The sequence below is a fragment of the Streptomyces sp. NPDC127098 genome (genome assembly GCF_042722465.1).
In the GTDB taxonomy this organism is placed as follows: domain Bacteria; phylum Actinomycetota; class Actinomycetes; order Streptomycetales; family Streptomycetaceae; genus Streptomyces; species Streptomyces millisiae.
The window spans coordinates 1-25,634 of the sequence record NZ_JBHXFJ010000069.1 but is presented as its reverse complement, the minus strand read 5'-3'; the positions used below and the strand labels follow the sequence as shown (position 1 = coordinate 25,634).

Below are 25,634 nucleotides of genomic sequence, written 5' to 3'. Positions count from 1 at the left end.
CAGACCCGGAGAAACTAGCCCGCACGGCGTCGGCCCTGGGAGCGGGAGCGTTTCTCGACATACATGCGCTGGTCGGCCGATTCCAGGATCTCCTCGGTGGTCATCCCGCAGGCCGCCCAGCCGATGCCGAAGCTGGCGCCGACCCGCACCTGACGGTTCTCCCAGCGGATGGGCGGGATGATGCCGTTGCGCAGCCGGACGGCGAGGTCGGAGGCGTCGGCGGGACCGAGGCCCTCGGCGAGGACCACGAACTCGTCGCCGCCGAGCCGGGCCACGGTGTCGTTGTCCCGGACCCCGGCCTCGAGCCGGCGGGCCACCTCGACCAGCACCGCGTCGCCGCAGACGTGGCCGAACCGGTCGTTGATGGACTTGAAGCCGTCCAGGTCGCAGAAGAGCACCGCGAGCCCCTTGCCGTCGCCGCCCGGCGCCTCGGGCACCAGCACGTGCTCGTGGTGGTCGTAGGGCCGTCCCGGCGGGGTGCCGAGGCCGCCGAACACGTCGGTGGGCTCAGCCGCGCCCCGGTCGCAGATCCGGCCGCCGAGCCTGGCCCGCAGCTCGGCGCTGTTGGGCAGCCCGGTGAGCGAGTCGTGGCTGGCGCGGTGGGCCAGGGCCAGCTCATGCCGCTTGCGCTCCTCGATGTCCTCGACGTGGGTGAGCTGCACCTGCGGCCCGGCCGTGACGTCCGCCACCACCGAGTTCCGCAGCGAGACCCAGACGTAGGAGCCGTCGCGACGCTGGAGGCGCAGCTCGGCGCGGCCGCCCTCGGCGGCGGTGCGCAGCAGCACGCCGGTGTCCTCGGGGTGGACGAGGTCGGCGAAGCTGTAGCGCTGCAGCATCGCGGCGGGCCGGCCGAGCAGCCGGCACAGCGCGTCGTTGACCCGGATCAGCCGTCCCTGGCCGTCGCCGCCGACCTCGGCTATCGCCATGCCGCTCGGCGCGTACTCGAACGCCTGCCGGAAGCTCTCCTCGCTGGCGCGCAGCGCCTGCTGGTCGCGTTCGAGCCGGACGAGGGCGCGCTGCATGTTGCCGCGCAGCCGGGCGTTGCTGATGGCGATGGCGGCCTGGGAGGCGTAGAGCTGGAGCGCCTCGCAGCCCCAGGGGCCCGGGCGTTTGCCGTCGCGCGGGCGGTCGACCTCCAGGACGGCGAGCAGCTCGCCGTCGGAGGCGTACATGGGCGCGAACAGCCGGTCCATGGGGTGCCACTCGTCGGGGTAGCGGGGCGCGGGCCCGGTGGTGTGCCACTGCGGGACGTCGTCGTGGTCGAGGACCCAGCCCTCGGTGTAGGGGATGAACCGGAGCTCGCCCCAGCGCTCCCCCATGTTGAGGCGGCGCTCCCAGGACGCGCGGGAGCCGGTGCGGCCGGCCATGGCGGCCTCCGCGGAGTCGTTGCCGGCGACGGCGGCGACGAGCAGGTTGCCGTCCTCTCTGACGAGATTGACGGTCGCGAGTTCGAAGCCGAGGGCCGCGACGGCGCCGTCGGCGATGGTCTGGAGGGTGTCTGCCATGCTTCGGGCGGTGTTCAGCTGAGCGACTACCTGGTGCAACTCCCGCAGAGAGGCGAGGCGCACATAGGGCTCCGTCTCCGTTTCCATCACTCCCCCGGATGCGCGAAATGCACGTGCAGATACACAGGCCACTGAATCACAGGGAGCTGTCTGCTAGGTACACAGGGTCAGCAATTAGTCGCCTACTGTGACTCATGTCACACTGCGAAAGTGCTCGGTCGCGGGACGTAGGACGTCATGGGGAGCCGGGTGGTTCCCGGGCCCGATGCGCGTCCTCGTCCAGGGCCGTTAGCGTTTCTGCGTGTCCCCGTCATCATCCTCCGGCGCCCCACAGGTCCAGGGCCCCTCCGGCCCGTCAGTCCCGCATCCTGAAGGGGTGAGCGAGGAGGAGTTCCGCGGCGCGATGGCCCGGCTGGCGGCCGGCGTCGTGCTGCTGACGGCGCACGACGAGGAGGACGGCCCGCGCGGCGCGCCGGCCGGCATGACCGCGACGGCGTTCATGTCCGTCTCCCTCGACCCGCCGCTGGTGCTGGCCAGCGTGCGCACCGGCTCGCGGATGGACGAGGTGCTCGAGCGGCAGCCGCTGTGGGCCGCCTCGCTGCTGGCCGAGGAGCAGCGCGCCACGGCCGGCAGGTTCGCGATGAAGGGCCGGCTCAGCGACCGGCTGCTCTTCCAGGAGGTCCCGCACGTGCTGGGCGAGCGGACGGGGGCGCCCCTGCTGAAGGCGGCCCTGGCCACCGTCGAGTGCCGCACCGAACAGCGGGTCACGGCCGGCGACCACACGCTGCTGGTGGCCCGCGTGCTCACCGCCGACCTGCCGGCCGTGGAGGGCGGCCCCCTGCTCTACTACCGGGCCCGCTACCGGGGCCTCCGTTAGGGCCGCCAGCCTCCGTCAGTCCCAGCCCTTGTCGCGGCCCCGACCGCGCTTCACGTCGGACCGGTACCGCTTGTCCCGCAGCCGGCGCTCGACGACGCCGCGCGGCACCCGCCGCGCCCGGCGCTCGGGAGGCGGCGGCGCGGACGCCTCCGCCAGCAGGCCGGCGAGCCGCAGCGCCGCGGCCTCACGGTTGCGCCACTGCGAACGGTGCTCGCTGGCCCGCACCACCAGGACGCCGTCCGCCGTGAGCCGGCCGGCCAGGCGCGCCAGCGCCCGCTCCTTCCAGACGGCGGGCAGGGCCTCGGTGGCGGCCAGGTCGAAGCGCAGCTCCACCTGGCTGTCCGTGGTGTTGACGTGCTGACCGCCGGGACCCGAGGCACGCGAGAAGCGCCAGCGCAGCTCCGACTCGGGCAGGCTGACGGCACCACGTATGCGATACGGCCCCGGCATGCCTCCATGGTCCCGCGCCGGGGCGCTTCGCACATACGGGTTTTTTGCTCCCACTGTGGAACCGGGCGCCCCCCGACACCGTTGGGGTCAGTAAGAGTAACGTCATCGCAAAACGCGATCCGGACGCACCTTCTGTCCGAACCGAATGGAAACTGGGGATCTCAACATGGGTGTGAGCCTGTCCAAGGGCGGCAACGTCTCGCTGAGCAAGGAGGCTCCTGGCCTGACCGCCGTGACGGTCGGCCTGGGGTGGGACGTCCGCACCACCACCGGCGCCGACTTCGACCTGGACGCGAGCGCCCTGGCGATCAACGCGAGCGGCAAGATCGTTTCGGACCAGCACTTCATCTTCTACAACAACCTCACCACGCCCGACGGCACCATCCAGCACACCGGTGACAACCTGACCGGCCAGGGCGAGGGTGACGACGAGCAGATCAACGTGGCGCTCGCCGGGCTGCCGCCGGAGGTCGACAAGATCGTCTTCCCGGTCTCCATCCACGACGCGGACAACCGCGGTCAGAACTTCGGCCAGGTGCGGAACGCGTTCATCCGCGTGCTCAACCAGGCCGGCGGCGCGGAGATCGCCCGCTACGACCTGACCGAGGACGCCTCGACCGAGACCGCCATGATCTTCGGCGAGCTCTACCGCAACGGCGCCGAGTGGAAGTTCCGCGCCGTCGGCCAGGGCTACGCCTCCGGCCTCGCCGGCATCGCCCAGGACTTCGGCGTCAACGTCTGATCGAACCGAGGGTCACGCGACGGCGCCCCGGCCGGAAGGGCCGGGGCGCCGTCGGCGCGTTCAGAAGAGCGCGGTGTCGAGCTCGAAACCGAGCGGCTCGGGCAGGAAGAGCTTCTCGCTGAACGCCACCGACACCCGCCGGGAGTACGTGTTCCTGGCCGGCTCGCTGTGCAGCGTCGCCGTCTCCGCCTCGCGGTCCACCAGCAGGTAGTGCGGGATCCGGGCCCTGGCGTAGGCGTCCAGCTTCACGCCGCGGTCCTTGGCTCCGGTCGACTTCGAGGTGATCTCCGCGACCAGGACCACCGGGCCCGGATCGTGGTACTCGTCGAACGTGCGGAAGCTTTCCTTCGGCGCCACGACCAGGTCCGGAATGACCCGGCCGCCCGGGTCCTTGCCCCAGAGTCGCAGCCCGACGCCCGTGAACTGGCGAAGCGCACGGTCCTTTCGGTGGACGGCGATCTCCTCCAGGATCTCGGCCAGAATCGACTCGTGGTCACCATTGGCTGGGGGCGTCACGTAGATTTCCTCGTCGATCAGTTCCACGCGCCAGCCCAGCGGAGCCGCCGCGGTGAACGCCTCAAAGGCCGTTTCCGCCGATGCGGCCATGGCCTCATCGGCTGCCGTGTACGTCTCGTGCTCGGGCATCGTCATCACCACGGCGACCTCCTTCGTTACGCAGCGACACTGTCAGGGTAGGCCACGCCACAGCGAGCCACTTCGGGTCCTACCACCCGAAGGTGTGATCAACCGTGTCGACCGGGCCGTGCTACGCCTCCACCCGCACCCCCAGCTCGGCGGCCAGCCGCGGGGCCAGGTCCAGGAGTTGGGACGGGGTGATGACCGCGCCGCGGAGGCGGTCGACGCCGCGGGTGAGGTCGAGGAGGGTGGTGCCGCGCAGGTCGACGTCGCGGAGTTCGGCGGCCGAGAGGTCCGCGCCGCGCACCTCGCAGCCCTCGAAGGAGACCCGCTCAAGTCTGGCGCCGCCGAAGTCGGGTTCCACCAGGACGCAGCCCTCGAAGGCGACGTCCACCAACCCGGCCTGGCGCAGGTTCAGGTAGTCGATCTTGCCGCCGCTGATCCGCACCCTGGTCAGCGTGGCGCCGCTGAGCTGGACGCCGCCCAGCCGGGCGTCCGTGATCTCCAGGTCGCGCAGCTGCGCGTCCGCCAGCATCGTGCCCACCCCGTGCGGCGTGTCGAGCACGCCGTCCAGCAGCCGCGCGTGCCGCAGGTTCGCCTCGTTCAGCACGCAGCGCCGCAGCGCGCACTCCAGGAACGTCGCCGACTGGGCCTCGGCGCCGGTCAGGTCGAGGTCGGCGAACTCCAGCGCGTCGTAGTCGCCCTCGGGCTGGAGGTCGCCGGGCTCCACGAAGGGGCGCAGCTCGGGCAACTGGAAGTTCGGCGGCGCCGGTGGCCGGACGGCCTTCTGGGGTTTGGGCATGCCGGTCATCCTGCCGTGGAGCACTGACAGCGGTCGGGGCGGCGGTCGGGGCGGCGGCCCGGGCGGCGGTTGACCTCAAGGGCCCTTGAGGTCGCACGCTTGGGACGTCATCCGCCACCACACCACCACGGGGGAGCCCATGCACGCCGTCCGCCTGCACGCCTTCGGTCCGGCCGAGAACCTGGTGTACGAGGAGGTGCCGGACCTCGCGCCCGGCCCCGGCCAGGTCAGGATCGCCGTCGCCGCGTCCGGCGTCCACCTCGTCGACACCGTGCTGCGGCAGGGCCCGGTGCCCGACGCGCCGCACTTCCCGGTGCCCGAGCTGCCCACCGTCCCGGGGCGCGAGGTCGCCGGCACGGTGGACGCGGTCGGCGAGGGGGTGGACGCCGCCTGGCTCGGCCGGCGGGTCGCGGCGCACCTCGGGATGGTTCCCGGCGGCTACGCCACCCAGGCCGTCACCGGCGAGGAGAAGCTGCACGCGCTCCCCGACGAGCTGCCGTTCGACCGGGCCGTGGCGCTGCTCGGCACCGGCCGGATGACCATGGGCGTGCTGCGCTTCACCGAGATCGCGGCCGGCGACACCGTGCTGGTGCTCGCGGCCGCCGGTGGCATCGGCTCGCTGCTCGTCCAGTACGCCCGGCACCGGGGCGCCACCGTCGTCGGAGCGGCGGGCGGCCCCGCCAAGGTGGCCGTCGTGAAGGACCTCGGTGCCGACCTGGCCGTCGACTACGACGCGCCTGGCTGGGCGGACGAGATCCGCGCCGCCCTCGGCGACCGCCCCGTCAAGCACCTCTTCGAGGGCGTCGGCGGCGACCGCGGCCACGCCGCGCTCGCCCTGCTCGCCCCCGGCGGCACCCACGTCTGCTACGGCTACGCGGCCACGGGCACGGACGCCGCGGGCCATGTGGCGCCGAGCCCGGAGGAGCAGGCCGCGCTCGGCATCACCTCGGTGACGGCGCTGGGCCCCACCCTCTTCGCGCGGATCGGCGGCCAGGAGAACGTGCGCCTGCTGGAGGAGGAGTCGTTCGCGCAGGCGGCCTCCGGTGTCCTCGTCCCGCTGGTCCAGCGCTTCCCGCTGGCCGAGGCCGCGCGCGCCCACCGGGCGCTCGAGACCAGGGCGACGACCGGCAAGGTGGTCCTCGTCTCCCCGTGAGGCCGTCGCCGGGACGCGGGGACGCCGGGAGGCTAGGCCAGCACCACCGCCGCGCCGCCGAGCGCGCCGACGAAGTAGGCCAGCCACACGAGCGCGAGCAGCGGCGCGCCCTGCCGCTCCCTGGTGCCTCCGGTGGCCCGGACGAAGAGCGCGGCCAGCGTGCCGGTGACGACCGTCGTGGTCACGCCCGGCACGCCGGCCCGCACCGCGTAGACGCTCTGCGCGCCCATCGCGGACGCCAGGACCCCGGCGCACAGCGCGGACGGCGCCCAGGCGAGGCCGGCGGCCAGCACGAGCAGCCCGGCCTCGAAGCCGAGCAGCGCCCAGTGCGGCAGGAGGCGGGAGGCCCAGGCCGTGGCGACGCCGCCCACGCAGAAGCCGAGCAGGGAGGCCGCCGGGCCGAGGACGCCCTCGGCGGCGTGGCCGGGCAGCATGGAGTCCGCGATGCCGACGGCGAGCAGCACGCCGTTGCCGGTCTGGTTGGCGACGAAGACCTCGTCGAGCTCGATGAAGGCGGCGGCGTCGACCCCGCCGGCGACGGCGGTGAGCAGGACCATGAGCCGAGCGGGCACTCCCATGGGCCCATTTCATCGCCGGACGCGGCTTCGCACCCGGCGGACGGGGCGTCCGGCGGATCAGCCGAGGGCGGCGGCGAGGTCGGAGAGCGCGGTGAGGTCGAAGAGGTTGCGGGCCAGGACCCAGAGCGCGGCGACGCCGAGCACGGCGGCCATCCCGGCCGGTCCGAAGCGGGGCCGGTAGCGCCGGCCGCGCATCCCCTCGACCAGCCAGCGGCCGAGCAGCCAGCCGGCCAGCGGGACGCCGAGCAGCAGCAGCGCCGCGTTGTCGTGGAGGGCGCCGGTGAGGTCGCCGTGGAACAGGTCGTAGGCCATCCGGGTGCCCCCACAGGCCGGGCAGAGCAGCCCGGTGGCCCAGTTGACCGGGCAGCGGGGCAGTGGCAGGCCGCCGCCCCGGTGGGGGTCGGCGGCCCGCACGTAGCCGGCGCCGACGAGCCCGCCCGCCAGCACGGCGAGCGGGGCGGCGGCCTCCCGGCGGATGATCGCCCGCATGGTCAGGGCTTGAGGATCCGGCCCTCGGCGTCGGTCCAGTCACTCTTGACCAGCAGCATGATGCCGTCGATCAGCGCCCAGACGCCGAGGCCGCCGCAGGTGAGGAGCATGGCCACGGCCTGGCCGTAGTGGCCGGTGTACCAGCGGCCCGCGCCGACGCCGCCCAACAGGAGCTGGAGCACGCCCGCGACGATCTTGGACTTGCCGGAGTACGGGCGGCCCATCGGGTCGCGGCCGTAGGGCGCCTGGGCGTCCGGCGGGTAGGCGCCGTACGGGGCGTTGGGCGGCGGCGGGTAGCCGGCGGGCTGCTGCTGGTAGGGACCGGGCTGGCCGGGCGGCGGGAACCCGTACCCCGGCTGGCCCGGCTGGCCCGGCTGGCCCGGCTGGCCCGGCTGGCCCGGCTGGCCCGGCTGGCCGGGACCCGGCTGGCCCTGCGGCCCGCTCCCGGGAGGCCCCCACGAATACGGCTGCTGGTCGGACATATATCCCCCAAGGAGAAAAGACGATCGTATGGTCGCCCTATCATCCACGACGCCCCACGCCGGGCGTCAGCCCCCTGTCACGCTCTCCGCGCCCCGCTGGTCGACCTTCTCCACCGACAGCAGCACCAGCCGCTCCGGGTGCTGCGAAGGCGCCCGCACACCGATCGAGCCGAGCACCCGCCCCGGCAGCGTCACCCCGCCGTCCGTCCACCACGCCAGGGTGTCCATGGCGGGGCCGCGCACCTCGTCGCCCGGCGCCAGCGGCGTGACCCGGTACTCGGCCGCCGGGTCGAGCCCGGGCAGCGCGACCCGCCCGGGCGGCGACTGCACGCTCGTCGCCACCTGCGCCAGGGCGTACACCGCCCGCGACCGGTCCTCGGCCACCACGCCGTGCACCCACAGCGCCGGGTCCGGGTGGTCGCCGCGCACCACAGTGCCGCCGTGCAGCAGCGGCCGCAGCTCCTTGTAGAGCGCGATCCACTCGGCCAGCGCCGCCCGGTCGGCGTCACTGGCCTGGGTGAGGTCCCACTCCATGCCGAAGTGCCCGAACAGCGCGGTGCCGGCCCGGAAGCCCAGGGTGTGCGTCCGCCCCGTGGTGTGCGCCGCGTGCGCGCCCACGTGGCAGCCGAGCAGTTCGGGCGGCAGCAGCAGCCCGGTCCAGCGCTGGATCTGCTGCCGCTCCAGGGCGTCGATGCAGTCGCTGGTCCACACCCGGTCGGTGCGCTCCAGGATCTCCAGGTCGATCCTGCCGCCACCGGAGGAGCAGGACTCGATCTCCAACCCCGGGTGGCGCGACCGCAGTTCGTCGAGGAGCCGGTAGACGGCGAGCGTCTGGGCCCGCACCCCGGCCCGCCCGGTGGGGCTGTGCCCGGCCTCCACCAGGTCCCGGTTGTGGTCCCACTTCAGGTAGGTCAGCGCGTACTCGGAGACGATCGCGTCGAGCCGCTCCAGGATGTACGCGTACGCCGCCGGGTGCCCGAGGTCGAGCACCTGCTGGTGGCGCGACTCGGGCGGCATCCGGTCGCCGGTGGCCAGGATCCACTCCGGGTGCTCGCGGGCCAGGTCCGAGTTGGGGTTCACCATCTCCGGCTCCACCCAGAGCCCGAACTCCATGCCGAGCCCGCGGACGTGCTCGATCAGCGGGTGCAGCCCGTCCGGCCAGACCGTCTCGTCCACGTACCAGTCGCCGAGCCCCGCGTGGTCGTCACGCCGGCCCCGGAACCAGCCGTCGTCGAGCACGAACCGCTCGGTGCCGACCTCGGCGGCGAGGTCGGCGAGCCGCTTCAGCTTGCCCAGCTCGTGGTCGAAGTAGACGGCCTCCCACACGTTGAGCGTGACGGGGCGCGGCGAGCGCGGGTGCCCCGCGCGGCCGCGCAGGTAGCCGTGGAACCGCCCGGCGAGCTCGTCAAGGCCGCGCCCGTGGCTGCCGTACACCCAGGGCGAGGTGTACGACTCGCCGGCGCCGAGCACCACCTCGCCGGCCAGCAGCAGTTCGCCGCCGCCAAGCAGCCCGACGCCGTTGATGGTGCGCTCGGCCAGCGAACGGTGGTTGCCGCTCCAGGCCACGTGCAGCCCCCACACCTCGCCGGAGCGGAAGCCGAAGCCGGGCTCGCCCGCGACGTGCACGGTGACGGCGTCCGTGCCGGTGCGGCCCCTGCGGTTCTCGCGCAGGTGGGTGCCGATGGTGAACGCGTGCCGCTGCGGGCTGCGCTCCCGCAGGTGACGGCCCGTCATGTCGAGGAGCTCGGTGGCGCGCTCGGGAACCGGCAGGGTCAGCAGCACGCCGGAGAGCGAGAACGGCGCGGCGTCTCCCTCCGCCTGGTTGGTGACGGTGGCGCGCTGCCGCACCAGTCCTGAGTCGGTGAGCTCGATCTCCAGGCGCAGTTCGAGGCCGGCCACCACGTCCTCGGCGGTGACCTCCACGGACTGCCCGTCCTGTTCGAGCGAGGTGACGGCGAAGGCCGTGGAGAAGTCGGCGCCGGCCCGGTGGCCGGTGAGTCCCGGGGTCCCCTGCCAGCCGGCCGAGTGCTCGGGCAGCACGGCCAGCGGCACCACGACGTCGACGTTGTTGGTGGCTATCTGCGGCCGACCGGCCCGCACCACGGCCGCGAGCGTGCTGGGCGAGAGCTCCCCGAGGTCCTCGCCCCAGTGCACCACCCGGGGCAGCCCCGTGCCGGTGCAGTCGAGCGCCAGGCTCGTCCCCGCGGATCGGAAGTGGAGGAAGGTCCCGTCACGCATCAGTGCTGTCCCCTGTTCGATCCTGTTGAGACGTGCGCGTTTCGCGTGACCTTTCTACGGTCGCGCCCCGCGCCCGGTCAACACCGTCCGCGCGTGAAAAAGACCCTCCCGCGCACGAGGGAAGGTCTCACCGATCCGCCGCAACTCTACTCCCGGCGCCGGCCGGATCGTCCGCCGCCCGGGGCGCCACGAGCAGCGCCGCCACCAGGCAGCCGGCGGCCGCGCCGAGGGCCACGGTCAGCCCCGCCTGCTCGCTCGGCGCGACGAGCACGAGGAAGCCGAAGCCCGCGGTGCCCAGCGAACCGCCGAGCTGGCGGGCGAAGGTGAGCGCCCCCATGGTCGCGCCGATCGACTCCGGCCTGGCCCGCCCCTGGGCGAGCAGCGTGTACGCCTGGAGCGAGAGCCCGAGAGCGGCGCCGACTAGTGCCATCGCCGAGCCGGCGAGGCCAACCGCCAGCGGGCGGGGCCCGCCGTCGAGCGCCGGCAGGGCGGCGAGCCCCAGCAGGCCGACGGTTCCCGTGACGAGCGCGAGCCGCCCCCAACGGGTCAGTTGGGGGCGACGCCTGGCGAGCACCGAGAACGCGGCCGTGGCCACCAGCTGCCCGCCGGTCAACGCCAGCAGGAGCAGGCCGGTCTCGCCGACGCCCAGGCCGGTCCCCGCCGCCACGGCCAGCGGCACGAAGGTGAACGAGCCGAAGAGCGCCGTGCCCGCGAGACCGGTCGCGGCGATGCTCCGCGCCACGCCGCGGTCGCGGAAGAGCGCGGGCGGTATCAACGGCGCGGCGGCGCGCCGCTCGACCAGCACGAACGCCGCCGCGCACCCGGCCACCAGCACGAGCACGCCACCGGCCGCCGGGCCGCCGCGCGCCAGCGACTCGACCGCCCCGAGAGCGACCACGCCGCAGCCGACCACGGCCACCAGCACCGCGCCGGTCACGTCGAACGACCGGACCGGGTCGCTCTCCGGCACCGGCGCCCTGCCCGGCAGGCCGGCCGAGGCGAGCAGCGCGGCCACCGCGCACAGCGGCAGGTTCAGCAGGAAGATCCAGCGCCAGCCGGGGCCGGCCGCCAGCAGCCCGCCCAACGGCGGCCCGGCGAGCGCGGAGAGCGCGAAGACGCCGGTCAGGTACGACTGGCGGCGCACCAACTCCTCGCGGTCGAACATCCGGGCGAGGGCGCTCACCGCGGTGACCACGAGACCGCCGCCGCCGAGCCCCTGGACGACCCGGGCGGCGATCAGCGCGGGCACGGTCGGCGCCAGCGCGCAGGCCAGCGAGCCGGCGGCGAAGATCGCCAGCGCGCCCCGGAAGACGGCGCGTTGGCCGAGCAGGTCGCCGAGCCGCCCGAGCACGGGCGTGGCGACGGTGACGGCGAGCAGGTAGCCGGCGGTGACGCCGGCGACCGCCCCACCGGCTTCCAGGTCGGTGACGACGCGCGGCAGCGCGGCGACGACGACGGTGGTGTCGAGCTGGGCCATGAGCATGCCGAGCAGCAGGGCCGCGAAGGCAGGCCGGGTAGACGTGTGCATTTCGCACACGTTAGACTGCTTGCGAATCGCACACAACTCCCGATCCGGAGCGACCGATGACCGCCACCGAACCCGCCGCCGACCCAGGGGACCCGTCCCGCGCCGACCTCGCCGGCGCCGGCCCCGCCCTCTTCCGGCTCGTCCGCTTCTGGTCCCGCCGCTGGGCGACGGCCTCCGCCGGGCCGGGGACCGGGGACATGCCGCTGGTCCAGGACATCCTGGTGTTGGAGGCGGTCGACGCCGCCGCCCGCCGCGGCGAGGTGTCCGTCACCGACGTCGCCCACCAGCTCGGCCTCGACCGCTCGGGCGCCAGCCGCCTGGTCGGCGCGGCCGTCGACCACGGCCACCTCACCCGCACCCCCTCGGCGCACGACGCCCGCCGCGCCACCCTGGCCTTCACCCCCGCCGGCGCCGACGTCCTCACCGCCGCCCACGCCTTCCAGGAGGAGGTCTTCGCCCGCCTCACCGCCTCCTGGGAACCGGCCGAGGCCGCCGCCCTCGCCCGCGCCCTCCGCCGCCTCGCCGACGAGACCGACGCGACCGGCACGACGGAAGCCCTCTGACACCCCGCCGCCCCGACGCCGGGAAGGGCCGACTCACCGGACCGCGGACGATCGCTGCACGACCGGCGCTTTCCGGCCACACCGGGCGTATCGTCTGGGCACCCCTCCCCGGGCCCCGGGCCCTCCCCATGCCCGTGGCCCGGGAGCGCGCGGGCTCGTGGGGTGCCCCGCGCGCCGGCCCCGGTCCTGCTGTCCGCTCCGGCCCGGGGCCGGCCCGTCCGCCGGATTCCCGCGCGGGGAGCGCACCCGGCCGGTAACGTTCGGTGCGGGAGCGGTGCGCGCACGTGCGGAGGATCCGATGGATGAAGCGGTGGACGAGTGCCCGGGACCGCACCGGCAGTGCCAGGCGTGCACCGGCTCGCGGATCGAGGTCAGGGAGACGCTGTACGTCTCCGGCGACGGCCGCGGCCAGGGGGTGGCCGCGCCGCACCGCTGCTGGCACTGCGAGGGCCGCGGCTTCCACTGCGCCGCCGGTGAGCGCTGCCACCCGGGACACGAGTAGCCGGGTCACTGAGAGCCGCCTGTCGGACTCGAACCGACGACCTGCTGTTTACAAGACAGCTGCTCTGGCCAACTGAGCTAAGGCGGCACGGCCCTTGCGGGCCCGACCAGCCTACACGGGGCCCGGATCCGGCACCGCGAGCCCGAGGGCTCGGCGGTCACCCAGGGCGACGAGTACGAGCACCTGTGTTGACATCGGTTTCTCTGGTTCCCGGGTACTGACAGAACGCGTTGTTTCGAGTTAGGTTTCCGGCAGTCGTCCATTTACATATGGGCGTAACACCTTCCTACTCGGATCGTCCGGCACGTTCCTGCCGGTAGAAGGAGACAAGAGGACATGGCAACCGTCACGTACGACAAGGCCACCCGTATCTACCCGGGCGGCGACAAGCCCGCTGTCGACCAGCTGGACATCCAGATCGCGGACGGTGAGTTCCTCGTCCTCGTCGGCCCCTCCGGTTGTGGCAAGTCCACCTCGCTGCGCATGCTCGCCGGGCTCGAGGACGTCAACGGAGGGTCGATCCACATCGGTGACCGCGACGTCACCCACCTCCCCCCGAAGGACCGGGACATCGCCATGGTGTTCCAGAACTACGCCCTCTACCCGCACATGACCGTCGCGCAGAACATGGGCTTCGCGCTCAAGATCGCCGGCGTCAACAAGACGGACATCCGCAAGAAGGTCGAGGAGGCCGCCAAGATCCTCGACCTCACCGAGTACCTGGACCGCAAGCCGAAGGCACTCTCCGGTGGTCAGCGGCAGCGTGTCGCGATGGGTCGCGCCATCGTCCGTGAGCCCCAGGTCTTCCTGATGGACGAGCCGCTGTCCAACCTGGACGCCAAGCTCCGTGTCCAGACCCGCACCCAGATCGCCGGCCTGCAGCGCCGGCTCGGGGTCACCACGGTCTACGTGACCCACGACCAGGTCGAGGCCATGACCATGGGCGACCGGGTGGCGGTGCTGAAGGACGGTCTGCTCCAGCAGATCGACTCCCCGCGCAACATGTACGACAAGCCCGCCAACCTCTTCGTCGCCGGCTTCATCGGCTCCCCGGCCATGAACCTGGTCGAGGTCCCGATCACCGACGGCGGCGTCCGGTTCGGCAACAGCGTGGTGCCGGTCGAGCGCGCCGCGCTGAGCGAGGCGCAGAACAAGGGCGACACCCACGTGGTGGTCGGCTGCCGCCCCGAGCACTTCGCCGTCATCAACGGTGAGGGCTCGGCCGAGGGCGCGGCCCTCGCGAAGGCGGACGAGAAGGCCGAGGCGGGCCTCGCGGTCACGGTGAACGTGGTCGAGGAGACCGGCGCCGACGCCTACGTCTACGGCTCGGCCGACATCGGTGGCGAGACCAAGGACCTGGTCATCCGCGTCGACAGCCGCGACGTGCCGCACAAGGGCGAGAAGATCAACGTCGTTCCCAAGCCGGGCGAGACCCACGTCTTCGCCGCCGGCTCCGGCGAGCGGCTCAGCGACTGACGGTCGCCCCGAGGTCCCGTGAGGGCCGTGTTTCCCCACACGTTGCGTAAACACGGCCCTTTGCGCGTCAACGCAGGTCGACGCGGGATTCGAAATCCACTGAACCCCGTCACCCGTGAGAGTGGCGAAATGTCACCAAAACACTACTCCTCGCTACGATCTACACGCCCTCACGCGTTTGAACCAGCTCACGCTTCATCAGCTTCGTTTCGCGAGGAAGACCACCAGTGAATCAGGCACTCCGTCACATCGGCAGAACGCTCGCCATCGCCCTCCCGGTCATCCTGGTGCTGTCCGGGACACTCGCCGTCTCCCGCGTGGCCTGGGTCGCGCCCTCGGACGACCAGGTGCTGACGGCCGCCGCGGAGCACCAGCCGCAGGCACCCGAGGCGGCGCTCACCGACCGGCTGCTGCTGACGCTCCGCCAGGAGGACCCGAGCGCCGCGCTCACCGCCCTCCAGGAGGCCGTCACGCGCGACCCGTCCCTCGCCCCGCACTGCGCGGAGATCGCCAGGACGCTCGGCGAGGCCGCGGTCGACAAGTACGGATCGACGCGGCGCGCGCAGCAGCACTCCCGCCCCGTCTGCGACACCTCCTTCGCGGCGGGCGTCGCGGCGGCCGGCTGAGCGGGCCGGCCGAGCGGAAACGCGGGCGGGCGACGCGCAACCCGCCATCGCCCGCCCGCGTTTCCACCTGACCGCATAGGCTGCCCGCATGAACCACGTCCACGTACCAGCCGGCACCCCGCTGCCCACCCAGGCGATGATCCTGGCCGGCGGCAAGGGCTCGCGGCTCCGCCCGTACACCGACGACCGCCCCAAGACCATGGTGGAGATCCCGGGCACCGGCACCCCGATCATCGGCCACCAGCTCGCCTGGCTGGCCGAGGAGGGCGTCACGGACGTGGTCATCTCCAGCGGGCACCTGGCCGAGGTGCTCCAGGAGTGGCTGGACACCACCGACCTGCCGGTCAAGGTCACCACCGTGGTGGAGCCGGAGCCGCTCGGCCGCGGCGGCGGCCTCAAGTACGCCGCCCCGGCGCTCCCCCGTCCTGACGAGCCGTGGTTCGCCACCAACAGCGACATCTGGACCCGCTTCTCGCTGCGCGAGATGGCCGCCTTCCACGCCGAGCGCGGCGCCACCGCGACGCTGGCGCTGGCCCGCCCCCGGATGCCGTGGGGCGCCGTGGAGACCAACGAGTTCGGGCAGGTCCTCGACTTCATCGAGTCCCCGCCCTCCCCCTACCTGATCAACGCCGGCGTCTACGTCTTCGGCCCCGAGTTCACCACCCTGCTGCCGGACCGCGGCGACCACGAGCGACTGACCTTCCCCCGCCTCGCCCGCGAACGCCGCCTCGCCGGCTTCACCCTCCCCCAGGGCGCGTACTGGCGGGCCATCGACACCGCGAAGGACCTCACGGAGGCGGCGCGCGAGCTGGCGGTCCCTTAGCCCTGGGATCGGTCAGGCGACGCCGTCGGTGGGACGTTCCCGCACGGCGTCGACGACGGCCCGTTCCAGCACCGTGTAGCTCGAGGTCATCGTGCCGGGCTCGATCCCGCGGGCGTCCGTGAGCTGGATCGTGCGCTGGCCGAGATACTCGTAGCTCTCCTCGTCGAAGACCCAGTCCGTCCGGTAGCCGTAGAGCTCGCTGGTGAAGGAGAGGGCGACGCCCTCCCGCCCCACGCCGTCCTCCGCCTCGGCGATCACCTCCACGCCGGGGATGCCCGCCGCCACCTCATAGAGCCCGGCGGCCAGGTCCGGGGGCAGCAGCGACTCCTTGATCACGCTGCCGATCACCTGGAAGACCGTCTCGTCGGGATCGGGGTACTCGTCCAGGTCGGGGATGCCGTAGACGACGTCACGCAAGGCGTCGGCGTCGGTCGGCAGGGTCTCCAGGAAGTCGTACAGGAGAACCTCACTCATCGAAGCGAGGGGGTCCCCGACGTTCCACTCCTCGTCCCCCGAGTAACCGGTGACGAAGGAACCCACTCCGAAGATGCCGGGCTCCGCCCCTTCCGGGCGGTAGAGGGGGGTGTGGCCACCAAAGTAGTGCGGGTCGTTGATCCAGCCGTCCGTGCCGTCCGGGGTGACCCAGAGTTCCCTCTCGTAGGGCCCCTCGTCCTCGACGACCGCGTTCTCGGGGTCCTCGGGCCAGAAGTTGGGCATCAGTTCGGTCTGGACCGCGCTGCGGACATAGATGTACTGGTCGTCGGCCGGCCCGGGGGACGGCACGGCGGCCGCGGCCTGGACGATCCGGGCGACGGTGGGCGACAGCCCTTCGACACGGTCGGATCCGGACTCCACAGGCGCGCCGGGCGGCGCGTCACCCCCGAGTTGGGTGGCTGTGACCACCCCCGCCGCCACGGCCACGGCCAGGGGGATCGCGATCCAGGTCGGCGGGCGGTGGCGGCGCCGCCCGGCCGGCGCGGATGCCGAGCGTTCGATCTCCCGCATCAGATGCTCCTCGAGCACCCGGCGGCGGTCGGACGGCAGGACCGGCTCGCCGGCCGGCGGAAGCAGCGCTGCCAGTTCCTGACGGTCCAGGGGCGGTCGGCTCATCGGCTCATCTCCTCATTCGACCTGATCGCTGAAACCAGGCGGTCGCCCTCTTGTTGTCCGCCGCCCGTCGAGGGTTCTCCGGCGAGCTCCCGGTCGACGAGACCGCGCAGCCGCCTCCTGGCGCGGAAGAGACGGGAGCGCACGGTGCCCACGCGAACGCCCAACGCCTCGGCCGTCTCGACCTGGCTGAGGCCAGACCAGACGACCAGCATGAACGTCTCCCGGTCCGTCTTGGACAGCCGGTCCAGGGCGGCCCGCGCCGCGGCCAGGCGCCGGGCGTCCGCCAGGCGGCCGACCACCTCGTCCGCGAAGTCGGGGACGGTGTCCGCGACCGGCAGCCGCGCCATGGCGCGCTCGTGCCTGCGCTTGGCGCGCGTCGCGTTGCGCAGGACGTTCACCGCGATCCCCATCAGCCAGGGGCGTGGCGTCTCCCCCTCGTCGCGCAGTCTGGCGCGCAGCCGCCAGGCTTCGAGGAACGTCAGCGAGACGACGTCCTCGGCGAGGCTCGGATCGCCCGTCGCGCGGGCCGCGTATCCGTAGACGAGGCCCGCGTGCGCCCTGAACAGCTCGCGGAACGCCTCGGGATCGCCGGCCCGCACGCGGGCGTGCATCGTATGGTCCACTCCGGGTGTTGTCCGGTCACGGTCACGGGTTCCCGTGAGGCCGGTCACACCCTACGACCTAACCGAGTACTCCTCCGACGTCACCTAACCGAGCAGCCCGCCGATGGGGCCGAGGCTGCTCTGCTCACCCCCGCTCTCCGCGGGCGGATCCTGCTGCGCGGGCTCGCCGCCCCCCGAGTCGCCGGCGTCGGGCGCGGGAGCGGCCGGCGCGGAGTCCTCCGGGGAGTAGTTCTGCTGCGGCGGGGCGGACTGCTGCGGCACCGGCACGGTCTGCTCGGTCGGCGGGGCCTGCTCCTCCGCGCCGGGGCCGGTGCTCTCGGCGCCCTCGGACGCCCCGGCGCTCGGGCCGCTGGACGCCTCGTCGCCCGGTTCGTCCTCCGCCGGCGACTCGTCGCCCTCGGCGGCGCCGGAACCCTCCGTCGGACCGGCCGAGGACTCCGCCTCCTCGCCGGCCTCCGCCTCGTCCTCCGGCAGCCGCTGGCCCGGCAGGTGGTTGCGCGGCGGCTCGCCCGGCTCCGGGACGGTGGCGAACTGCGCGGAGCGCACCGCGCTGCCCAGCATCGAGCCGATCAGCAGCGCGAGGCCCACCAGCAGCGTGGCCAGCATCGCGCCCCGGCGCAACACCCGGCGCCGCAGCTCGGCCAGCGGGGCGCGCGGCCCCAGGGTGCGCCACGCCTCGGTGGCCAGCCGGAAGTCGAGCGAGTGGACCGGGGCGCCGGCGATGATCAGCGGCGTCCAGGCGGCGAACAGGATGGCGTCCGGGGTGTCGTAGGCCGGCCCGTTCTGCCAGCTGACGGTGAGCAGCAGGGCGAGCGAGAGCAGCGCCCCGAGGGCCGCCGCGAAGCGCTGCCAGAGGCCGAAGACGGTGAGCACGCCCACGATGATCTGCACGAAGGCGACGGTGAGCCCGGCCCCCACCGGGTGGGCAAGCGCCCAGCTGTGCAGCGGCGCGGCCAGCGCCCACGGCTCGAGCGAGTCGAGCCAGGCGTAGAGCGAGCCACGTAGGCCGCCGTCGAAGTAGACGGGGTCGGTGAGCTTGCCCATGCCGGCGTAGATGGCGACGAAGCCGAGCAGCACCCGCAGCGGGAGCAGCACCAGGCCGAGGCTCAGCCGGCTGGCGCGGTGGCCCGGCTGGTACGCCTGCCGGCCGTCCGTCGGGCGTCGCCGGTCGGCGGGCGGCAGGTCCTCGACGACCGGCAGCACCTCGGTGGGCGGCGGCACGGTGCGCCCCGGCCGCTCCGGCGGCCTGGGGCCGCGCGGCGCCACGACGGGGGTGACGCGCGGGAGCACCTGGGTGGCGATGTCGCCGTGACCGGCCTCGCGCACCGCCTGCAGCAGGCCGCTGGCACCCGGGTCCCCGGGAGCGCTGCGGCCCGACCAGACGAGGGGCCGGCGGCGGCCACCCGCCGCGACCGGCACCCGGGGCAGCGAGGCCGTGTCGCCAAGCCTGATGCGCACCGGGGGCGGGGTGGCGAGCCGCACCCGGAAACTGGCGTGGTTCACGATGACCTGTGCGGGGTCGCACGGCACCTTGACCATGCTCAGCACCGGCTCGTCCATCGAGAGGCCGCGGGGTGTTCTGGTGTCCACACTCATCTAACTGAGTGACACGGCTTAAGACACTGCCTTGACCCAGAAAGTCTGTCCGCGACCCGTCAACTCCGGGTGGACCGGGGCGTCATGCCCGGCGGCGGGCCGCCTCGTAGAGCACGATGCCGGCCGCCACGCCCGCGTTCAACGACTCGGCGCCGCCCGGCATCGGGATCCGCGCCCGGACGTCGCAGGTCTCGCCGACCAGCCGCGACAGCCCCTTGCCCTCGCTGCCCACAACGACGACCAGCGGCCCGTCGAGCGCGGCCACGTCCGCCAGCTCGGCCTCGCCGTCGGCCGCCAGGCCGACCACCGTGAGACCGGCCTTCTGGTACGCCTGGAGCGCGCGCGTCAGATTGGTGGCGCGCGCGACCGGCGTGCGCGCCGCGGTGCCGGCCGAGGTCTTCCAGGCGCCCGCCGTCATCCCGGCGGCCCTGCGCTCGGGCACCACCACGCCGTGCCCGCCGAAGGCGGCGACCGAGCGCACCACGGCACCCAGGTTGCGCGGGTCGGTGACGCCGTCGAGCGCGACGATCAGCGGCGGCCGGCCCTCGTCGTGCGCGGCCCCGAGCAGGTCGTCGGGGTGCGCGTACTCGTACGGCGGGACCTGGAGCACGACGCCCTGGTGGTGGAGCGCGCCGGTGAGCCGGTCGAGCTCGGCCTTGGACGCCTCCAGCAGGTTGACCGAACCACGCTCCATGGCCAGCTTGATCGCCTCGGTGACGCGGTCGTCGCTCTCCAGGAACTGCTGCACGTACAGCGTCTTGGCGGGCACGCCGGCGCGCAGCGCCTCGACCACCGGGTTGCGGCCGACGACCATCTCGGCCGCCCCCTTGGCGCCGCGCCGGGCGGCCGGGCGGGCGGCGTCCCGCCGGGCCCGCGCGTCGGCGGCGCGCTTCTTGACGTGGCCGGTGCGCATCTCGGCGGGCGGCGTCGGCCCCTTGCCCTTGAGGGCCTTGCGACGCTGGCCGCCGCTGCCGACCTGCATGCCCTTCTTGTTGCTGGTGCGGCGGTTGGGGCGCTGGCTGTTGCCTGGCATCTTCTGCTTCTTCTGACTCTCGTGTGGCTGGGGGCGTCACGCGGTCGACCGGATGGTCAACCGAGCTCCCAGCGCGGTCCGTTGGGGGTGTCCTCGATGACCAGGCCGGCGGCGCCGAGCTCGTCCCTGATGGCGTCGGCCGTGCCGTAGTCCTTGCGTTGGCGTGCCGCCTCGCGCTGGGCGAGGACGAGCCCGACGAGGCGGTCGACGACGCCGGCCAGCTCCTTGCCGCGGCCCTGCGCGCCGCCGCTCCACCGGGGGTCGAGCGGGTCGAGGCCCAGCACACCGAGCATCGCCCGCACCTGGCCGACGAGCGCGATCACCGACTCCTTGTCGCCCTCGGCCAGCGCCGCGTTGCCCTGCCGGACGGTGGTGTGCACGGCCGCCAGGGCCTGCGGCACGCCGAGGTCCTCGTCCATCGCGGCGGCGAAGTCCTCCGGCACGACGGCCGCGGGCGAGACCTCCCCGGTGCGCTCGACGGCCCGGTGCAGGAAGCCCTCGATCCGGCCGAACGCGGCCTCCGCCTCGGCCAGCGCCTCCTCGCTGTACTCGATCGTGGAACGGTAGTGCGGGCTGCCCAGGTAGTAGCGCAGCACGACGGGGCGCCAGCGCCTGGTCATCTCGGAGACCAGCACCGAGTTCCCCAGCGACTTGCTCATCTTCTCGCCGGCCAGCGTGACCCACGCGTTGTGCGCCCAGTAGCGGGCGAACTCGCCGCCGAAGGCGCGGGACTGGGCGATCTCGTTCTCGTGGTGCGGGAAGACGAGGTCGATCCCGCCACCGTGGATGTCGAACTCGCGGCCGAGGTACTTGTACGCCATCGCCGAGCACTCCAGGTGCCAGCCGGGACGACCGCGACCCCAGGGCGTCTCCCAGCTGGGCTCGCCCGGCTTGGCCGCCTTCCACATGGCGAAGTCGCGCGGGTCCCGCTTGCCGGTCTCGCCCTCGCCCGACGGCTGGAGCAGGTGGTCGAGATCCTGGTTGGAGAGCTGGAGGTAGCCGGGAAAGCTGCGCACGTCGAAGTAGACGTTGCCGTCGGCCGGATAGGCGTGGCCGCGGTCGATCAGCGTGCGCATCATCTCGATCATCTCGGGCACGTGGCCCGTGGCGCGCGGCTCGTAGGTCGGCGGCAGGCAGCCGAGCGCGTCGTAGGCGTCGTTGAACGCCCGCTCGTTCTCGTAACCGATGGCCCACCAGGGCCGGTTGAGCTCGGCGCTCTTGGAGATGATCTTGTCGTCGATGTCCGTGACGTTGCGGACGAAGGTCACGTCGAAACCGCGGTACTCGAACCAGCGGCGCATGATGTCGAAGCTGACCCCGGACCTGACGTGGCCGATGTGCGGGGGCGCCTGCACGGTGGCACCACACAGGTAGATCGAGACGCAGCCCTGCTGGAGCGGGGTGAAGTCACGGATCAGCCGGGTGCTGGTGTCATACAGGCGTAGGGTCACGCGTCAAGAGTAGTGGGCGGAGGGGCTCCCCCGCGCCTGTGGGGAGCGGGCGCGGGGAAGCGTTCCCGGCGGGTTCCCCGCGGCCTCAGTCGAGCCCCTGGCCGACGATCTTGCGGGCTGTGATCCGGACGACGACGCGGGGGTCGTCCTGGGCGGAGGCCGGGTTGAACTCGGCGTACGGCTTGCCCGTGTACTTCAGCGACAGTTCGTCGATCAACTCGTTGCCACCCTCCTCCGTCAGGGTCGCGGTGCCGCGGATCTCGGCGTAGCTGTAGGGCTGGTCGGCGGGCTGCACCAGCACGGTGACGCGCGGCTCGCGCCGGATGTTCAGCTCCTTGCGCCGCCCACGGGTGGTCGAGATCAACAGGTCGTCGCCGTCCCGCTTGACCCAGACCGGGGAGAGCTGCGGACTGCCGTCGGGCTGGATGGTCGCGATGGTGACGAAGACCTTTTCGTCCAGCAACGCCTTGAGGGGGGCGGAGAGCGTGACTGACACGAGTACGTCCTTTCGCTTGCGCTCGCTCGGACTCGACCGCGGGCGGAGCGGCGCCGCGGTCCCGATCGTCGAATCTCGCACAGCGGCCGGCCGCAAACCACACCCCACGCACGAAGGCGGCCTGACGGCCGAGCCTGCGACGACCGGAACCGGCGCGCGCCACGGCGCTCCGCGCGGGTTTCCCCCGCCCACCCGCCCTTCCCCGCGCTGCGCGCGGCGGCTGCGCCGCCGGGCCACGCGGCCCGTGCCGCGCGAGGCCACCCTCCCCCAGCTAACGCTGGGAGGTGCCCCCAGGGGCGGGTGGGTGGGCGCGGCACGGCCGCCAGGCCCACCGAGCGCGCGGAGCGCGCCGGTGGCCGGTCCGACGGCCAACGCGCGGCACGCAGCCCGCGGCGATACCTCCGGCTGCCGGCAGGCCAACGGCAAGCGCCCAGCGAATCGTCAGGCCGACACGACGGCCGTGGCGATCGCCGCCAGGCCCTCCGCCCGGCCGGTGAGGCCGAGGCCGTCGGTGGTGGTGCCGGAGACGGAGACGGGTGCGCCGACCGCCTCGGAGAGGACACGTTGGGCCTCGGCCCGCCGCTTGCCGATCTTCGGGCGGACGCCGACGACCTGGATCGCGACGTTGCCGATCGTGAACCCCTCGGCCCGGACGATGCGGGCCGCCTCGGTGAGCAGGGTGACGCCCGAGGCGCCGGCCCACTCGGGGCGGTCCGTGCCGAAGTGCGCGCCGAGGTCGCCGAGGCCCGCGGCCGAGAACAGCGCGTCACACGCCGCGTGCGCCGCGACGTCGCCGTCCGAGTGGCCGGCGAGGCCGAAGCCGGCGTCCGGCCAGTGCAGGCCGGCGCACCACAGTTCGCGGCCCGCCTCGAAGGCGTGGACGTCGGTGCCCACGCCGACGCGGGGCAGTCGGTCAGTAGCCATCGTTCTTCCTCCGCCGTGCGAGCACGGCCTCGGCCAGCACCAGGTCGAGGGGGCGGGTGACCTTGAACGCCTCCTCGTGGCCCGGCACCAGCACCACGGGGACGCCCATCCGCTCCACCATGCCCGCGCAGTCGGTGGCGTCCCCCTCGACGTGCTTCTGGTGGGCGGCGACCAGCGTGGCGCGGTCGAAGCCCTGCGGGGTCTGCACGGCGCGCAGCAGCGCGCGGTCCGGGGTGGCCACCACCGGTTCCGGGCCGCCGGGCGGTTCGCTGGGGGCGGCGATCTGTTTGACCGTGTCGGTGACCGGGAGCGCCGGCACCACCGCCGGCGCGCCGGCGCGCACGGCGGCCGCGACGGCGTCCACCGTGTCGACGGGCACCAAGGGGCGGGCGGCGTCGTGGACGAGGACGATCTCGATGTCGGCGGGCAGGGCGTCGAGGCCGCGCCGTACCGATTCCTGGCGGGTCTCGCCGCCCGGGACCACCAGCTGGTCGACGCCGGGCGGCGGCGGGTGCTCGTCGAGCAGGGAGCGGACGGCCTCGGCCTCGCCCGGCGGGGCGACGACCACGACCAGGGCGACGGCCCTGGCCCGGGCCATGGCGCGAACCGCGTGCACCAGCATCGGCGTGCCGCCGAGCTGGCGCAGCGCCTTGGGAGCGCCGGGGCCCAGGCGGAGGCCGCGTCCGGCGGCCGGGATGACGGCCGCTGCGGGGGCGAGCCCGGCGCGGCGGAGTGTGATGTCGGTCATGGGTGACGAGTGCAGGTTTGTTTCCAGGGCGGGGTTGGGTATGGCCTGAGCGTGCCGGGGCCACACGATCGGACCCTTCCGTGACATGCCGGTCGGCCCAGCTTCACGGGCCCGGCACGCTCCCAGGCCGCGAGGTCTCCGGAGAATCCGGATCTCCCGCGAAGGCTTCCGCGGCGGTGAGTTCGCTTGTCCGAACATGCCACAGCGCCCGCGTGGCACGGGGAATGCCTTTCGGGCGCTGCGGTGGTAGGCCGGCGACGCGAGCGGTTCGCACTCGATGCGGCCTTCTGTCGCATGTCTGTCTGTCGTGTCACCGGTGTTCGCCTATGCGGCTCGGCGCTCAGCGCCAACCGTGTCGGCGGGCCGGCGGATCAGGAGGCGAGGACCTCGTCCAGCAGGGACTCGGCCTTGTCCTCGTTCGTGGCCTCGGCGAGGGCGAGCTCGCTGACCAGGATCTGTCGCGCCTTCGCGAGCATCCGCTTCTCGCCGGCCGAGAGGCCCCGCTCACGCTCGCGGCGCCACAGGTCACGCACGACCTCGGCCACCTTGATGACGTCACCGGAGGCCAGCTTTTCGAGATTGGCCTTGTAACGGCGGGACCAGTTGGTCGGCTCCTCGGCATAAGGCGCGCGCAGCACCTCGAAGACCCGGTCCAGACCGTCCTGCCCGACCACATCGCGCACACCGACGAGCTCGGCGTTTTCCGCCGGCACACGCACCTCAAGGTCACCCTGAGCAACCTTCAGCACCAAGTAGATCTTGTCCACGCCTTTAATCGGGCGAGTTTCGATGGCCTCGATCGTCGCGGCCCCGTGATGGGGATAGACCACGGTGTCGCCAACCTTGAACGTCATGTGACAGGTACCCCTTCCGTGGCTCTCCATGCTAACACGGGAAGACGCCCCATTGAATGACGTTTTCGCAGGTCAGGCCATATCTCGGGGGTTGACAAGCGCGGCTTCGGCATGCTTCGGACGGCGCGGAACGGGAGGTATGCGCAGGTGGGAGCGGGGTTTGCGGGCCGGAGAAGTCGACCCAAGAACGCCCGGAAGAACACAAAGAACTTCCGCGGAAGCCGGAAAGCTGTCCGTTTTGTCCCGGTTGACAGAATGGCCTCGGGCATCAGTCCCGAGATCGAAGAATTGATCAACCAGTCGGCTGTTGATCACTCCGTGATCACCCTCTGATCGCCCGCCGACCCCTTGGCGGGCCAATCTCCGCGCTTTCCCCCGCGTTCCGTTCCGTGGGCCGGTTGTGGTGGGCGGAAGAGCGGTCGGTACGCTGAGGCCGATAGATCATCCTGACCGTTCGAGGAGATGCGGCCGCCGTGAGCAGCAGTCTTCGACGCGGCGTGACCGCCGCCGTCTTCACGTTCTCGATCGCCGCGCTGACCGCCGCCTGCGGTGCCGGCCAGCACGCCGGAACGAGCCAGATCAAGCCGGACAACGCCTACGCCCAGGTCGACGACATCAAGGTGCAGAACGTCAACGTCGTCATGGCCGACGACGGCTCGGGCCCGGCGGGCGTCACCGCCCGGCTGTTCAACTCCGGTTCCGAGGACCAGACGCTGGAGTCCATCAACCTGCCGGGCTCCGACGTGCGCGCCGAGCTCGTCCCGGCGGACGGCGAGAGCAGCGTGGTCGTCCCCCGCCACGGCAGCGTGGTGCTGGGCGGCGAGGGCAACCCGGAGGCGGTCATCGCCGACCCGGCGGCGGCCCAGGTCGCGCTCGGCAACGCCCAGCACCTGGTCTTCGTGCTGAGCGACACCGGCGACATCGGCCTCTACGCCCGCGTGGTGTCGCCGACGACCGCCGGCTTCGAGTACTACCGCGACTGGGCCCCCACCCCGACGGCTCCGGCCGCGCCGGACGCCACCGGAGGCGCGGACGGCGCCGGTGACGAGGAGGCGGGCACCGCCACCGAGGGCGCGGGACCGGACGCCGGCGAGGGCGTGGAGGGCGCCGAGGGGACCGCCGAAGGCACCGTGGAAGGCGCGACCGAGGGCACCGCCGAGGGCACCACGGGCGAGACCGGCACCGGCGGCGCGACCGAGGGCGACGGCACCGCCGAGGGCGCGACGGACGGCGGCACGACCGAGGGCACCGGCGGCGAGGTCGTCGAGGACGACGAGTTCGAGGACGACGTCGACCTCTGACGCGAGAGGCGGGCGGTGGGGCTTCCCC

The 25,634-nt window shown here is 73.2% G+C and carries 26 protein-coding genes, 1 tRNA gene and 1 pseudogene; 9 read left to right on the top strand and 19 right to left on the bottom strand.

The window, feature by feature from the left end:
• Positions 1–14: 14 nt before the first annotated feature.
• Entirely contained in the window at positions 15–1,592 is a 1,578-nt protein-coding gene (cdgB, locus tag ACFWI8_RS30620) for a diguanylate cyclase CdgB (RefSeq protein WP_387098228.1), read from the bottom strand.
• A 289-nt stretch (positions 1,593–1,881) separates the two neighbouring features.
• On the opposite strand from cdgB, the gene ACFWI8_RS30615 reads away from it, so the two are divergent.
• Positions 1,882–2,382 (top strand): flavin reductase family protein, encoded by a 501-nt coding sequence (locus tag ACFWI8_RS30615; RefSeq protein WP_387098226.1) that lies wholly within the window; start codon positions 1,882–1,884, stop codon positions 2,380–2,382.
• A 15-nt stretch (positions 2,383–2,397) separates the two neighbouring features.
• Here ACFWI8_RS30615 and arfB read toward each other — a convergent pair whose 3' ends face one another.
• Positions 2,398–2,832: an alternative ribosome rescue aminoacyl-tRNA hydrolase ArfB gene (gene arfB, locus ACFWI8_RS30610; RefSeq protein WP_387098224.1), complete on the bottom strand. Its 435-nt coding sequence runs from the start codon at positions 2,830–2,832 to the stop codon at positions 2,398–2,400.
• 166 nt (positions 2,833–2,998) lie between these two features.
• Between arfB and ACFWI8_RS30605 the strand changes: the two genes are divergently transcribed.
• Positions 2,999–3,574, top strand: coding sequence for a TerD family protein (locus ACFWI8_RS30605; protein WP_311603797.1), 576 nt, complete (start codon positions 2,999–3,001; stop codon positions 3,572–3,574).
• Between the two features lie 60 nt (positions 3,575–3,634).
• On the opposite strand, the gene ACFWI8_RS30600 is transcribed toward ACFWI8_RS30605, so the two are convergent.
• Together ACFWI8_RS30600 and ACFWI8_RS30595 are read right to left on the bottom strand one after the other, a co-directional pair.
• Entirely contained in the window at positions 3,635–4,219 is a 585-nt protein-coding gene (locus ACFWI8_RS30600; RefSeq protein WP_387098222.1) for a Uma2 family endonuclease, read from the bottom strand.
• A gap of 121 nt (positions 4,220–4,340) precedes the next feature.
• On the bottom strand, positions 4,341–5,012 hold the full coding sequence (locus tag ACFWI8_RS30595; protein ID WP_387098220.1) for a pentapeptide repeat-containing protein: 672 nt from the start codon (positions 5,010–5,012) through the stop codon (positions 4,341–4,343).
• Between the two features lie 139 nt (positions 5,013–5,151).
• On the opposite strand from ACFWI8_RS30595, the gene ACFWI8_RS30590 reads away from it, so the two are divergent.
• Complete coding sequence (locus tag ACFWI8_RS30590) at positions 5,152–6,165, top strand: zinc-binding dehydrogenase (protein ID WP_387098249.1); 1,014 nt, start codon at positions 5,152–5,154, stop codon at positions 6,163–6,165.
• Between the two features lie 32 nt (positions 6,166–6,197).
• On the opposite strand, the gene ACFWI8_RS30585 is transcribed toward ACFWI8_RS30590, so the two are convergent.
• From ACFWI8_RS30585 to ACFWI8_RS30565, 5 genes are all read right to left on the bottom strand, one after another.
• Positions 6,198–6,743 (bottom strand): DUF1275 family protein, encoded by a 546-nt coding sequence (locus tag ACFWI8_RS30585; protein WP_387098218.1) that lies wholly within the window; start codon positions 6,741–6,743, stop codon positions 6,198–6,200.
• Between the two features lie 57 nt (positions 6,744–6,800).
• Positions 6,801–7,232 carry a DUF2752 domain-containing protein gene (locus tag ACFWI8_RS30580; RefSeq protein WP_387098216.1) on the bottom strand — a complete coding sequence of 144 codons (432 nt, stop codon included), beginning with the start codon at positions 7,230–7,232 and terminating at the stop codon, positions 6,801–6,803.
• A gap of 2 nt (positions 7,233–7,234) precedes the next feature.
• On the bottom strand, positions 7,235–7,714 hold the full coding sequence (locus tag ACFWI8_RS30575; protein WP_387098214.1) for a TM2 domain-containing protein: 480 nt from the start codon (positions 7,712–7,714) through the stop codon (positions 7,235–7,237).
• Positions 7,715–7,780: 66 nt separating this feature from the next.
• Complete coding sequence (locus ACFWI8_RS30570) at positions 7,781–9,952, bottom strand: alpha-galactosidase (RefSeq protein WP_387098212.1); 2,172 nt, start codon at positions 9,950–9,952, stop codon at positions 7,781–7,783.
• Positions 9,953–10,079: 127 nt separating this feature from the next.
• Positions 10,080–11,480 (bottom strand): MFS transporter, encoded by a 1,401-nt coding sequence (locus ACFWI8_RS30565; RefSeq protein ID WP_387098210.1) that lies wholly within the window; start codon positions 11,478–11,480, stop codon positions 10,080–10,082.
• A gap of 56 nt (positions 11,481–11,536) precedes the next feature.
• Here ACFWI8_RS30565 and ACFWI8_RS30560 point away from each other — a divergent pair, with 56 nt between their 5' ends.
• Together ACFWI8_RS30560 and ACFWI8_RS30555 are read left to right on the top strand one after the other, a co-directional pair.
• Positions 11,537–12,043 (top strand): MarR family winged helix-turn-helix transcriptional regulator, encoded by a 507-nt coding sequence (locus ACFWI8_RS30560; protein WP_387098208.1) that lies wholly within the window; start codon positions 11,537–11,539, stop codon positions 12,041–12,043.
• 298 nt (positions 12,044–12,341) lie between these two features.
• A complete protein-coding gene (locus ACFWI8_RS30555; RefSeq protein WP_311603782.1) occupies positions 12,342–12,545 on the top strand; it encodes a hypothetical protein in 204 nt (67 codons plus the stop codon).
• Positions 12,546–12,558: 13 nt separating this feature from the next.
• Here the strand turns inward: ACFWI8_RS30555 and ACFWI8_RS30550 are convergent.
• Positions 12,559–12,632 (bottom strand) — tRNA-Thr (locus tag ACFWI8_RS30550).
• Positions 12,633–12,881: 249 nt separating this feature from the next.
• On the opposite strand from ACFWI8_RS30550, the gene ACFWI8_RS30545 reads away from it, so the two are divergent.
• The 3 genes from ACFWI8_RS30545 (at position 12,882) to ACFWI8_RS30535 (ending at position 15,470) form a co-directional block, all read left to right on the top strand.
• Positions 12,882–14,021: an ABC transporter ATP-binding protein gene (locus tag ACFWI8_RS30545; protein WP_387098206.1), complete on the top strand. Its 1,140-nt coding sequence runs from the start codon at positions 12,882–12,884 to the stop codon at positions 14,019–14,021.
• Between the two features lie 227 nt (positions 14,022–14,248).
• Complete coding sequence (locus ACFWI8_RS30540; RefSeq protein ID WP_311603779.1) at positions 14,249–14,647, top strand: hypothetical protein; 399 nt, start codon at positions 14,249–14,251, stop codon at positions 14,645–14,647.
• An 88-nt stretch (positions 14,648–14,735) separates the two neighbouring features.
• A complete protein-coding gene (locus ACFWI8_RS30535; protein WP_387098204.1) occupies positions 14,736–15,470 on the top strand; it encodes an NDP-sugar synthase in 735 nt (244 codons plus the stop codon).
• 195 nt (positions 15,471–15,665) lie between these two features.
• On the opposite strand, the pseudogene ACFWI8_RS30530 reads toward ACFWI8_RS30535, so the two are convergent.
• From ACFWI8_RS30530 to ACFWI8_RS30490, 9 genes and pseudogenes are all read right to left on the bottom strand, one after another.
• Positions 15,666–16,475, bottom strand: a pseudogene (locus tag ACFWI8_RS30530) (CU044_5270 family protein); the annotation flags it as partial.
• A gap of 101 nt (positions 16,476–16,576) precedes the next feature.
• Complete coding sequence (locus ACFWI8_RS30525; RefSeq protein WP_387098202.1) at positions 16,577–17,191, bottom strand: RNA polymerase sigma factor; 615 nt, start codon at positions 17,189–17,191, stop codon at positions 16,577–16,579.
• 96 nt (positions 17,192–17,287) lie between these two features.
• Positions 17,288–18,799, bottom strand: coding sequence for a DoxX family membrane protein (locus ACFWI8_RS30520; RefSeq protein ID WP_387098200.1), 1,512 nt, complete (start codon positions 18,797–18,799; stop codon positions 17,288–17,290).
• Between the two features lie 82 nt (positions 18,800–18,881).
• The gene (gene rlmB / locus ACFWI8_RS30515; protein WP_387098198.1) at positions 18,882–19,832 is read right to left on the bottom strand and encodes a 23S rRNA (guanosine(2251)-2'-O)-methyltransferase RlmB; all 951 of its coding nucleotides are present in this window, start codon (positions 19,830–19,832) and stop codon (positions 18,882–18,884) included.
• A 56-nt stretch (positions 19,833–19,888) separates the two neighbouring features.
• A complete protein-coding gene (cysS, locus tag ACFWI8_RS30510) occupies positions 19,889–21,283 on the bottom strand; it encodes a cysteine--tRNA ligase (RefSeq protein ID WP_387098196.1) in 1,395 nt (464 codons plus the stop codon).
• Positions 21,284–21,368: 85 nt separating this feature from the next.
• Positions 21,369–21,779, bottom strand: coding sequence for a PPOX class F420-dependent oxidoreductase (locus ACFWI8_RS30505; RefSeq protein ID WP_387098194.1), 411 nt, complete (start codon positions 21,777–21,779; stop codon positions 21,369–21,371).
• Positions 21,780–22,220: 441 nt separating this feature from the next.
• Positions 22,221–22,703, bottom strand: a complete 483-nt coding sequence (ispF, locus tag ACFWI8_RS30500; protein WP_387098193.1) for a 2-C-methyl-D-erythritol 2,4-cyclodiphosphate synthase — start codon at positions 22,701–22,703, stop codon at positions 22,221–22,223.
• Complete coding sequence (gene ispD, locus ACFWI8_RS30495; RefSeq protein WP_387098192.1) at positions 22,693–23,451, bottom strand: 2-C-methyl-D-erythritol 4-phosphate cytidylyltransferase; 759 nt, start codon at positions 23,449–23,451, stop codon at positions 22,693–22,695. The genes ispF and ispD overlap by 11 nt, the downstream gene beginning before the upstream one ends.
• A gap of 371 nt (positions 23,452–23,822) precedes the next feature.
• Entirely contained in the window at positions 23,823–24,305 is a 483-nt protein-coding gene (locus ACFWI8_RS30490) for a CarD family transcriptional regulator (RefSeq protein WP_129841803.1), read from the bottom strand.
• A 473-nt stretch (positions 24,306–24,778) separates the two neighbouring features.
• On the opposite strand from ACFWI8_RS30490, the gene ACFWI8_RS30485 reads away from it, so the two are divergent.
• Positions 24,779–25,606, top strand: a complete 828-nt coding sequence (locus ACFWI8_RS30485) for a DUF461 domain-containing protein (protein WP_387098189.1) — start codon at positions 24,779–24,781, stop codon at positions 25,604–25,606.
• The last annotated feature ends 28 nt before the right edge of the window (positions 25,607–25,634 follow it).

Coding starts and splice junctions, on each gene's coding strand:
- cdgB (WP_387098228.1), bottom strand. CDS start 1,592: ATGGAAACGGAGACGGAGCCCTATGTGCGCCTCGCCTCTCTGCGGGAG.
- arfB (WP_387098224.1), bottom strand. CDS start 2,832: ATGCCGGGGCCGTATCGCATACGTGGTGCCGTCAGCCTGCCCGAGTCG.
- ACFWI8_RS30605 (WP_311603797.1), top strand. CDS start 2,999: ATGGGTGTGAGCCTGTCCAAGGGCGGCAACGTCTCGCTGAGCAAGGAG.
- ACFWI8_RS30600 (WP_387098222.1), bottom strand. CDS start 4,219: ATGCCCGAGCACGAGACGTACACGGCAGCCGATGAGGCCATGGCCGCA.
- ACFWI8_RS30595 (WP_387098220.1), bottom strand. CDS start 5,012: ATGCCCAAACCCCAGAAGGCCGTCCGGCCACCGGCGCCGCCGAACTTC.
- ACFWI8_RS30590 (WP_387098249.1), top strand. CDS start 5,152: ATGCACGCCGTCCGCCTGCACGCCTTCGGTCCGGCCGAGAACCTGGTG.
- ACFWI8_RS30585 (WP_387098218.1), bottom strand. CDS start 6,743: ATGGGAGTGCCCGCTCGGCTCATGGTCCTGCTCACCGCCGTCGCCGGC.
- ACFWI8_RS30580 (WP_387098216.1), bottom strand. CDS start 7,232: ATGCGGGCGATCATCCGCCGGGAGGCCGCCGCCCCGCTCGCCGTGCTG.
- ACFWI8_RS30575 (WP_387098214.1), bottom strand. CDS start 7,714: ATGTCCGACCAGCAGCCGTATTCGTGGGGGCCTCCCGGGAGCGGGCCG.
- ACFWI8_RS30570 (WP_387098212.1), bottom strand. CDS start 9,952: ATGCGTGACGGGACCTTCCTCCACTTCCGATCCGCGGGGACGAGCCTG.
- ACFWI8_RS30565 (WP_387098210.1), bottom strand. CDS start 11,480: ATGCACACGTCTACCCGGCCTGCCTTCGCGGCCCTGCTGCTCGGCATG.
- ACFWI8_RS30560 (WP_387098208.1), top strand. CDS start 11,537: ATGACCGCCACCGAACCCGCCGCCGACCCAGGGGACCCGTCCCGCGCC.
- ACFWI8_RS30555 (WP_311603782.1), top strand. CDS start 12,342: ATGGATGAAGCGGTGGACGAGTGCCCGGGACCGCACCGGCAGTGCCAG.
- ACFWI8_RS30545 (WP_387098206.1), top strand. CDS start 12,882: ATGGCAACCGTCACGTACGACAAGGCCACCCGTATCTACCCGGGCGGC.
- ACFWI8_RS30535 (WP_387098204.1), top strand. CDS start 14,736: ATGAACCACGTCCACGTACCAGCCGGCACCCCGCTGCCCACCCAGGCG.
- ACFWI8_RS30525 (WP_387098202.1), bottom strand. CDS start 17,191: ATGCACGCCCGCGTGCGGGCCGGCGATCCCGAGGCGTTCCGCGAGCTG.
- ACFWI8_RS30520 (WP_387098200.1), bottom strand. CDS start 18,799: ATGAGTGTGGACACCAGAACACCCCGCGGCCTCTCGATGGACGAGCCG.
- rlmB (WP_387098198.1), bottom strand. CDS start 19,832: ATGCCAGGCAACAGCCAGCGCCCCAACCGCCGCACCAGCAACAAGAAG.
- ispF (WP_387098193.1), bottom strand. CDS start 22,703: ATGGCTACTGACCGACTGCCCCGCGTCGGCGTGGGCACCGACGTCCAC.
- ispD (WP_387098192.1), bottom strand. CDS start 23,451: ATGACCGACATCACACTCCGCCGCGCCGGGCTCGCCCCCGCAGCGGCC.
- ACFWI8_RS30490 (WP_129841803.1), bottom strand. CDS start 24,305: ATGACGTTCAAGGTTGGCGACACCGTGGTCTATCCCCATCACGGGGCC.